This is a genomic window from Curtobacterium sp. ME26 (genome assembly GCF_903970945.1).
Classification (GTDB): Bacteria; Actinomycetota; Actinomycetes; order Actinomycetales; family Microbacteriaceae; genus Curtobacterium; species Curtobacterium citri.
In genome coordinates, this window is the sequence record NZ_CAJCKG010000082.1 from 1 (window position 1) to 8892 (window position 8892).

Sequence of the window (8892 nt, forward strand, 5' to 3'; positions counted from 1 at the left end):
CATAGTCGTTCAGGTGATGACCTATGCACGCAAGCCGCCGCTGTGGTGCACGGCTCTGAGCACTCGTTCCCGACGCGACGATCTTCCGAGCTGTCGGTGAACGGGTAGGTGTCGCGCGGGAACGAACCCGCGAGCGACCCGAGGTCGAGCGCGGACCGGAAGCACCCGCGCTCGGGCGTGTGGTCGGCGTCGGGGAAGATCGCCGGGTAGCCGACGAGCACGACCTCGGCGTTCGGCGCCGCCCGGCGGACGGCCGCGAGCGTGTCGGCGATGCCGAGCGCGACCCGGGAACGGATGCGGACCTCGAGGTCGTCGACGCCGTCGTGCACCAGCGTGCTCCGGCAGGACGGGGCGTCGCGGCCGGAGAACACCGGTCCGCGCGCGGAGAGCGCCAGGCACGACGCGGCGGTCCCGAAGAGGTCGGCGTCGTTCCCGCCGATCGTCAGGGTGACGAGCCGGGTGCGCTCCGAGAGCGCACGGACCTGCGGCGGCACCCCGCGGAACTGGTGGCCGGAGACCACGTCGCGGCTGGTGGCCCCGGCGCAGCTGACGTCGGTCAGCGCGAGGCCGAAGCGCGCGGCGATCCGGTGCGGGAAGTCCCGCGCGGACTGCCCGCACGCGTTCGTCGGCAGCCGTGTCGGGTCCGGCAGGCCGTATCCGGCCGAGTACGAGTCACCGAGCGCGACGTACTCGCTGCCCGGCGGGATCGCGGGGAGGGTCTCCGCGGGCTCGTCGGTCACCGGGTAGGGCTCCGGGACGGGCCACATGGGGGCCGCAGCGGCCCGCTCACCCGGTCCGGCACCGGGCGACCACGGGAGGACCACCGCCACCGCCACGACGGCGAGCACGGCCACGGCGGCGACGAGCCGCTTCGGGCGGGCGGTGCGCTTCAGGGGGTGCTCCAGGTGGACGAGGGACGGCGACGGTCGGGCCGAGGGCGGACGGGCAAGACTACCCGTCCGCCCTCGCCGTCACGTCAGCGGCGACCCAGGCGACGCTCTCCCCCGCTGCCGGTCTGGTACTGCAGCCCGTAGTGCTCGTACAGCACCGGCTCGGTCGACGCCTCGAGCTCGCCGTCGGTCGGGATGGTCGGCGAGTCCTTCACGAGCTTCTTCGAGAACGCGGCGCGCAGGTGCTTCGGCGCGACCGTCGCCCCGACGAGCGGCACGAACAGCAGCTTCTGGAACCCGGGCAGTCCGGTGGTCACGGCGCCGAACGCCGGGTCGGAGGTCGCGGTGTCGTAGTAGATGCTCTCGAGCGTGCCGATCTTGTCCTCGGTGTCGTCGACGACGGGCAGGCCGATCCAGTCACGGATGTTGGCGGCTTCGAACACGGGTGCTCCTTCCGAGCGGTGGTCCTTCGAGCTGGTGTGCTCCTCGGCGACGCTACCGGTGCGCCCCCGAGCGCTTCACACCGGCTGTGCCCGGACGGGCAGCGAGTCGACGGCGGCGAGCACGTCGTCGACCCCGACCGCCAGGAGCGCCGGGTCCGGGTCCTCGGCGAAGACGTCGCCGCGGCGGACCGAGGCGTCCGTGAGGACGACGTGCGGGCCCGAGGCCGGCGGCCCCCACGCCTCCGGCGGGGCGGGTCCGAACACCACGACCGACGGGATGCCGTAGGCCGACGCGAGGTGCGCGGCACCGGTGTCGACCGTGACCACGAGCGACGCCCCGGCGACCACGCCGGCGAAGGCCTGCAGCTCGAGCGCCCCCGCGAGGACCGCCGAGGGGTCGAGCCCGGCCGCCTGCGCGACGGTGGTGGCGCGCTCGACGTCGTCCGCGCCTCCCGTCAGGACGACGTCGAGACCGCGCTCCCGGAGCCCGCGCACCACGTCGGCGAAGCGGTCCGTCGGCCAGTGCCGTGCCCCGTGGAAGGCGCCGATGTGCACCACCGCGGCACCGGGCGCGACCGAGGGTGCCTGCGGGCGGGCGATGGCGACCTCGTCGGGGTCGGCGGGGATGCCGTGCCAGGTGACCAGGTCGGCCCAGCGCTCGCGCTCGTGCACGTCGTCCGGCCACTCCGGTCCCTCGTACCCGTGCGTCGGGTCGGCGTGGCCGATCACCCGTCGCGCGCCGAGCGCGGCGATCAGGTCCGACGACTCCGGTCCGGCACCGTGCAGGTTCACGGCGACGTCGACCGCGCCGGCCGGCGCGGCGATCGCGTGGTCGAGGCCGTGCTGGGCGAGGTGCACGTCCACCGGCAGCAGCTCGACGACCGGGGCGAGCCACGCGGTCGTCGCGAGCGTGATGCGGTGGCCGGGGAAGGCCCGGCGGAGCGCGTGCAGCGCGGGGACGGCGACGAGCGCGTCGCCGAGCTTGATGGCGCGGAGGACCAGGAGGTCCGGGCGGCCGTCGGACGGTGGCAGGGCGGGGACAGCGGTCACGGTACGACGGTATCCGGACTGCGCTGTGGCGGCACACGGCTCCGGACCGGTACCAAGGAGCATGGCTCTCGCGAAGGACCGCCTCGTCCGCGGTCTGCTCTTCGACCGTGACGACACGATCGTCATCGACGTCCCGTACAACGCCGACCCGCACCGCGTGGTGCCCGTGCCGGGTGCGCACCGGGCCGTCGAGCGGGCTCGGGCCGCTGGGCTGCTCGTCGGCGTCGTGACGAACCAGTCGGCGATCGCCAAGGGCCTGGCGACCCGGGAGCAGGTCGACGCGACCAACGCTCGCGTCGACGAGCTGGTCGGGCCGTTCGACGTGTGGTGCGTCTGCCCGCACGACGCCGGTGACGGCTGCTCGTGCCGGAAGCCCCGTCCCGGCATGGTGCTCGACGCGGCCGAGCGGCTCGGCGTCGACCCCTCGGAGCTCGTCGTGGTCGGCGACATCGGCGCCGACGTCGGCGCGGCGGCAGCGGCCGGAGCGCAGGGCATCCTCGTGCCGACGGCCCGCACGCGCACCGAGGAGGTCGACGCGGCCACGACCGTCGCCGCCGACCTGGCCGAGGCCGTGGACCTCGTGCTCGCCCGCGTCCCCGTCGGACGCGCGTGAGCGCGGCGTCGGCGGACGCCGACGCCCGGACGGGCGTGACGATGCCCCGTCCCCGCGTCCTGGTCGTCCGCCTCGACTCGTTCGGCGACGTCCTCGTCGCCGGCCCGGCCGTCCGGGCGGTGGCCGCCGGTGCCGCGCACGTCACGATGCTCTGCGGTCCGCAGGGTGCTCCGGCGGCACACCTGCTGCCCGGCGTCGACCGTGTGCGCACGTGGGCCGCCCCGTGGGTCACCGAGACGGCGCGGCCGATCGACGACGCGCTCCTCGGCGAGTTCCGTGCCCTGGTCACCGAGGAGCAGCCCGACGAGGCCGTCGTCCTCACCTCGTTCCACCAGTCGCCCCTGCCCGTCGCGCTGCTGCTCCGCCTGGCCGGGGTCGCCCGGGTCTCCGGGGCGTCGGTCGACCACCCGGGGTCGCTCCTCGACGTGCGGCTGCGCCCGGGCGAGGACCTGCCGGAGGACCTCCCGGAGCCGGAGCGCGCCCTGCGGATCGCGCAGGCGGCGGGCTTCGCGCTGCCCGCGTCGGACGACGGGAGGCTCGCGGTCCGTCACGACGCCGTCGCACCACCCGAGGTGGCCGCCCTGGACCGCTACGTGGTCGTCCACCCCGGTGCGAGCGTGCCGGCGCGGTCGTGGCCCGAGGACCACCACCGCGCACTGGTGGCGGCCTACGCCGAGCGGGGCGTACCCGTCGTCGTCACCGGCAGTCCGGGCGAGCGCGCGCTCACGGCGTCGGTGGCCGGCGACACGGCGCTCGACCTCGGCGGCCGCACCTCGCCCGCCGAGCTGGCCGCCGTGCTCGCCGGCGCCGAGGTGGTCGTCGTCGGCAACACCGGCCCCGCGCACCTCGCCGCCGCGGTCGGTGCGCAGATCGTGAGCCTGTTCTCGCCCGTCGTGCCCGCGGCGAAGTGGGCGCCGTACGCCCCGGACGTCGAACTGCTCGGCGACCAGGGCGCCCCGTGCCGGCTGAGCCGGGCCCGCGACTGCCCGGTCCCGGGGCACCCCTGCCTGTCCGGAGTGCGCGTCGAGGACGTCCTCGCCGCCCACGAACGCCTGCTCGGCCGTAGCGTGACAGGGGTCCCGACCGCGTTCCGCGGATGAAGCGGAGAAGTCTGCGAAGGGGCGCAGCACTGCTTCCGTAGCGTGCGCCACTGCTCCTCCTGCTCCTGACGGTCGGCACCCGCGCTGCGCGCGCGAGGCCGCTCGTGGGAACCCGATCGACCGAAAGGCCCTGCATGCGGATCCTCGTGTGGCACGTGCACGGCGGCTGGATGGACGCCTTCGTCCGCGGCCCCCACGAGTACCTCGTCCCGACCACCCCGGCCCGCGACGGCTGGGGCCTCGGGCGCGGCGGCCGTGACTGGCCCGACTCCGTGATCGAGATCGACCCGGCCGACGTCGCCGACGCCGAGGTCGACGTGGTCGTGCTGCAGCGCACCGAGGAACTCGAGGAGGCGCGTCGACTCCTGGGCGGCCGCTCGGTCCCGACGGTCTTCGTCGAGCACAACGCACCGCGGGTCGACGTCCCGAGCAGCCTGCACCCGATGCGGGACCGTGACGACCTCGTCATCGCGCACGTCACGCACTGGAACGCCCTCATGTGGGACTGCGGCACGACCCGCACCACCGTGATCGAGCACGGCGTCGTCGACCCGGGCCCGCTGTACACCGGCGAGCTCGAGCGCTTCGGCGTCGTCATCAACGAGCCGGTCCGCCGCGGTCGCGTCGTCGGCACCGACCTGCTCCCCCGCTTCGCCGAGGTCGCCCCCGTGGACCTCTGGGGCATGGGGACCGAACGGCTGCCGGAGCTCGGCTTCGGCGACCGCGTGATCGCCCTCGGCGACGTGCCGGCCGACCCCATGCACGCGGCGCTCGCGCAGCGCCGTGCCTACGTCCACCCGAACCGGTGGACCTCCCTCGGCCTGTCGCTCATCGAGTCGATGCACATGGCGATGCCGGTGCTGGTGCTCGCGACGACCGACGCGGCGCGCACCGTCCCCGCCGAGGCCGGCGCGATCGCGACCGACGTCGAGGAGCTGGTCCGCGCCTCCAGGACGCTGCTGGAGGACCCCGAGGAGGCCCGCCGCCGCGGTGCCGTCGCCCGTGAGGCCGCCCTGGCGCGGCACGCGCTCGGCCGGTACCTGGGCGACTGGGACGACCTCCTCGACGACGCCGTCGCGCGTGGTGCGCGACGGGAGCACGCGGCGTCCGCCGCGCTGGAAGGGAGCCTCCGATGAAGATCGCGATGGTGTCCGAGCACGCGAGCCCGCTCGCCGTGCTCGGCGGTGTCGACGCCGGTGGACAGAACGTGCACGTCGCGGAGCTCTCCGGAGCCCTCGCCGACCGCGGCCACCAGGTGACCGTCTACACGCGGCGCGACGACGCCGACCAACCCGTCCGTGTGCTGCTGCGACCCGGCGTCGAGGTCGTGCACGTCGACGCGGGACCCGCTCGGCACGTGCCGAAGGACGACCTGTTCCCGTACATGGGCACGTTCGCGTCGGTGCTCGCCGCCGAGTGGTTCGTCGACCGCCCCGACGTCGTGCACGGGCACTTCTGGATGTCCGGCCACGCGGCGCTCGAGGCCGTCAAGCAGGTGCAGGCCCGCACGGGTGGCATCCGGATCCCGGTCGTGCAGACCTTCCACGCCCTCGGCGTCGTGAAGCGCCGCCACCAGGGCACCGCCGACACCAGCCCCGCCGAGCGCGAGTGGATCGAGCCCGCCGTCGGCCGGAGCGTCGACCAGGTCGTCGCGACCTGCTCCGACGAGGCCTTCGAGCTCAAGGCCCTCGGCGTCCCGCTGCACGCCATCTCCGTGGTGCCGTGCGGCGTCGACACCGAACTGTTCCGACTGGACGGCCCCGTCGAGGAACGCGGCCGACCGTTCCGCGTGCTGACCGCGTCGCGCCTGGTCCGCCGCAAGGGCGTCGGCACCACGATCGCCGCGCTCGCGAAGCTCCTGGACGAGGGCCGCGAGGCCGAGCTCGTGGTGGTCGGCGGCGCCGGCACCGCCGGGTCCGACCTGGCCGACGACCCCGAGTACCAGCGCCTCGACGCCCTGGCCCGCTCGCTCGGGGTGCGCGAGCACGTCACGTTCCGCGGCCAGCTCGGCCAGCACGACATGCCGGCCGTCTACCGCAGTGCCGACGTCGTCGTCTGCGCTCCCTGGTACGAACCGTTCGGCATCGTGCCGCTCGAGGCGATGGCGTGCGGCCGACCGGTCGTCGCCTCCAGCGTCGGCGGCCTCATCGACACGGTCGTCGAGGACGCGACGGGGCTGCACGTCCCGCCCCGCGACGAGGACGCCGTCGCCGCGGCCGTCGGCGGCCTGCTCGACGACGCCGAGCGCCGCGAGGCGTACGGCCGGGCCGGCCGCGAACGCGCCGAGACCCGCTACACCTGGCACAAGGTCGCCGCCGACAGCGAGCGCGTGTACGAGCGGCTCGTCGCCGGCGGCGTGGCCGCCGGGAGCGGCGCCCCCGCACCGACCAGCGCCGCGGCCGCCACCGGCTCGGCGCCCGCGGAACCCGCGACCCTGACCCCGGGCTCCCGCCCCGGTCGCGCCGGACGGACCGCCCGCCCGACGCCCGCGGCACGGCCGCACCCGACGGAGAGGACCGCACGATGACCATCGAGCAGCAGACCGGCACCCGCGAGCCGGCGACCGAGAGCGACAGCGTCCGCACGGTCGTCGACCACGTGGCCGCCTCGGTGCCCGTGATCGCGTCCCTCGTGGACCACAAGGACCACATCGCCGCGTGGGCGGACGACATCGCCGCACGCCTGGTGGCCGGCCGTCGCCTGCTCGCCGCGGGCAACGGCGGTTCCGCCGCGGAGGCCCAGCACCTGACCTCCGAGCTGACCGGCCGGTTCGACGGGGACCGCCCCGCCTACTCGGCGATCTCCCTGCACGCGGAGAGCTCCGCGGTCACGGCGATCGGCAACGACTACGGCTACGACGAGGTCTTCGCCCGCCAGGTCACCGCGCACGCCCGCGCCGGTGACGTCGTCGTCCTGCTCAGCACGAGCGGCAAGAGCCCGAACCTGCTCCGCGCCGCCGAGGCGGCCCGCGCCGTCGGCGCCCGCTCGATAGCGATGACGGGCCCCGGCCCCAACCCGCTGGCCGAGGCGGTCGACGACGCCATCTGCATCGAGGGTCCGTCGGCGAACGTGCAGGAGGCCCAGCTGGTCCTCGTGCACGCGCTCTGCCGGGCCATGGAGCCGGCCCTCCGCCGCGGTGGCCGCCGGTGAGCGGCGCACAGCGCACCGGCGGTACCTCGCCGAGCACCGGCGGCGGTCTGCGTCGCCGGATCGTCGTCGTCGGCGACACCCTGCTCGACGTCGACGTGTCCGGCACGAGCGAGCGCCTCAGCCCGGACGCCCCGGTCCCCGTCGTCGACGTCCGCACCGACGACCGTCGTGCCGGCGGCGCCGGTCTCGTCGCCATGATGCTGGTCCGCGACGGCCACGACGTGACGCTCGTCACCGTCCTGAGCGACGACGACCGCGCCGCCGAGATCCGCGCCCTGCTGCCCGACGTGCGGGTCGTCGCCGGTCCCTCCGGTGCGCCGACGCCGGTCAAGACCCGCGTGCGGGTCGTCGACCACGCCCTGGTCCGCATCGACGAGGGCTGCGCGACGCCCCCGGTCCCCGAGACCACCGCCGAGATGACCGCGGCACTCGAGGGTGCCGACGCGATCGTCGTCGCCGACTACGGCCGCGGAGTCGCCGCGTCCGCGGGCCTCCGCGACGCGCTCACCGCCGCCGCCCGCACCACGCCCGTCGTCTGGGACCCGCACCCGAAGGGCGCCGCCCCCGTGGTCGGCACCGCGGTCGTCACCCCGAACACGTCCGAAGCGCGTCGCTACACGGACGTCCCCGGCGAGGGCGTGCCCTTCGCCACCGTCGCCGCCGCGGCGCTCGTCGACACCTGGGGCGTCGACGCCGTCGCCGTCACCATGGGCGACCGCGGTGCGCTCGTCGCGTCCCGCCGTCCCGCCGCGGACGGCGGCGCCGGCTCCGGTGCGCTCGACAGCCGCTTCGTCCCCGCCCCGTCCGTCACCGCCGGCGACCCCTGCGGAGCGGGCGACCGGCTGGCGGCCGGCGTCGCGATCGCCCTCGCCGAGGGCGCGGACGTCACCGAGGCCGTCGAGGCGGGCGTGCTCGCCGCGTCCGAGTACCTCGCGGCCGGCGGCGTCACCGCGCTCTTCGCCGACGACGGACCCGCTCCCGTGGCGGTGCCCGGCGTCGACCGCGACGCCCTGCGCGTCGTGCACGAGGTGCGCAGCGCCGGCGGCACCGTCGTCGCGACCGGCGGGTGCTTCGACCTGCTGCACGCCGGGCACGCGCGGACGCTCTCCGCGGCCCGGGCGCTCGGCGACTGCCTGGTCGTCTGCCTCAACTCCGACGACTCGGTCCGAGCCCTCAAGGGTCCGGAGCGGCCGATCATGAGCCAGGACGACCGCGTCGAGCTCCTGCTCGCACTCGACTGCGTCGACGCCGTCGTCGTCTTCGACGAGCACACCCCGGACGAGGCGCTGCGCCGCTTCCGCCCGGACGTCTGGGCGAAGGGCGGCGACTACGCCGCCAGCGAGCTGCCCGAGGCGGCGACGCTCGCCGAGTGGGGCGGCCGGGTCGTCACGGTCCCGTTCCACCCCGGTCGGTCGACCACCCGCCTGGCCGCGGCCCTCGCCGCGGTCGGCTGACGCCCCACCCCGACCCCGCGTCGCCCGGCGCGCACTGGGCAGCCCCGCCCCGCCCCCCCCCTCCGCACCCCCGCCCCACCACCGCCCCCCACCCCCCCCCGAACCCGCGTCGGACGGGAGGCACGGGGCAGCCCCGCCCCGCGCCTCCCGTCCGACGCCCGTCACCACGAACGTCCCGTCGGCACCGCCGAC

9 protein-coding genes are annotated in these 8892 nt (G+C 75.8%); 6 read left to right on the forward strand and 3 right to left on the reverse strand.

Annotated features, from left to right (window positions below; translation table 11 throughout):
• The 3 genes from H7A69_RS16755 to H7A69_RS16765 all read right to left on the reverse strand — a co-directional run.
• Window positions 1–854, reverse strand: an 854-nt coding sequence (locus H7A69_RS16755; RefSeq protein ID WP_182048087.1) for an SGNH/GDSL hydrolase family protein, incomplete at its 3' end; no start/stop codon positions are given.
• Window positions 855–976: 122 nt separating this feature from the next.
• Entirely contained in the window at window positions 977–1333 is a 357-nt protein-coding gene (locus H7A69_RS16760) for a PRC-barrel domain-containing protein (RefSeq protein ID WP_069710920.1), read from the reverse strand.
• Between the two features lie 75 nt (window positions 1334–1408).
• Entirely contained in the window at window positions 1409–2383 is a 975-nt protein-coding gene (locus H7A69_RS16765) for a glycosyltransferase family 9 protein (RefSeq protein ID WP_259346284.1), read from the reverse strand.
• 61 nt (window positions 2384–2444) lie between these two features.
• Here H7A69_RS16765 and H7A69_RS16770 point away from each other — a divergent pair, with 61 nt between their 5' ends.
• The 6 genes from H7A69_RS16770 to H7A69_RS16795 all read left to right on the forward strand — a co-directional run bounded on the left by H7A69_RS16770 (window position 2445) and on the right by H7A69_RS16795 (window position 8700).
• Entirely contained in the window at window positions 2445–2996 is a 552-nt protein-coding gene (locus H7A69_RS16770) for a D-glycero-alpha-D-manno-heptose-1,7-bisphosphate 7-phosphatase (protein WP_182048089.1), read from the forward strand.
• 41 nt (window positions 2997–3037) lie between these two features.
• Entirely contained in the window at window positions 3038–4096 is a 1059-nt protein-coding gene (locus H7A69_RS16775) for a glycosyltransferase family 9 protein (protein ID WP_182048092.1), read from the forward strand.
• 134 nt (window positions 4097–4230) lie between these two features.
• Window positions 4231–5232, forward strand: a complete 1002-nt coding sequence (locus tag H7A69_RS16780) for a glycosyltransferase (protein WP_182048090.1) — start codon at window positions 4231–4233, stop codon at window positions 5230–5232.
• Window positions 5229–6623: a glycosyltransferase gene (locus H7A69_RS16785; protein ID WP_182048091.1), complete on the forward strand. Its 1395-nt coding sequence runs from the start codon at window positions 5229–5231 to the stop codon at window positions 6621–6623. The genes H7A69_RS16780 and H7A69_RS16785 overlap by 4 nt, the downstream gene beginning before the upstream one ends.
• Complete coding sequence (locus tag H7A69_RS16790) at window positions 6620–7246, forward strand: SIS domain-containing protein (protein WP_069710924.1); 627 nt, start codon at window positions 6620–6622, stop codon at window positions 7244–7246. The genes H7A69_RS16785 and H7A69_RS16790 overlap by 4 nt, the downstream gene beginning before the upstream one ends.
• Complete coding sequence (locus tag H7A69_RS16795; protein ID WP_259346285.1) at window positions 7243–8700, forward strand: PfkB family carbohydrate kinase; 1458 nt, start codon at window positions 7243–7245, stop codon at window positions 8698–8700. The genes H7A69_RS16790 and H7A69_RS16795 overlap by 4 nt, the downstream gene beginning before the upstream one ends.
• The last annotated feature ends 192 nt before the right edge of the window (window positions 8701–8892 follow it).

Excerpts from the sequence above, each read along its gene's own strand:
- H7A69_RS16790 (WP_069710924.1), top strand. The coding sequence starts at position 6,620 with ATGACCATCGAGCAGCAGACCGGCACCCGCGAGCCGGCGACCGAGAGC.
- H7A69_RS16785 (WP_182048091.1), top strand. The coding sequence starts at position 5,229 with ATGAAGATCGCGATGGTGTCCGAGCACGCGAGCCCGCTCGCCGTGCTC.
- H7A69_RS16770 (WP_182048089.1), top strand. The coding sequence starts at position 2,445 with ATGGCTCTCGCGAAGGACCGCCTCGTCCGCGGTCTGCTCTTCGACCGT.
- H7A69_RS16775 (WP_182048092.1), top strand. The coding sequence starts at position 3,038 with ATGCCCCGTCCCCGCGTCCTGGTCGTCCGCCTCGACTCGTTCGGCGAC.
- H7A69_RS16780 (WP_182048090.1), top strand. The coding sequence starts at position 4,231 with ATGCGGATCCTCGTGTGGCACGTGCACGGCGGCTGGATGGACGCCTTC.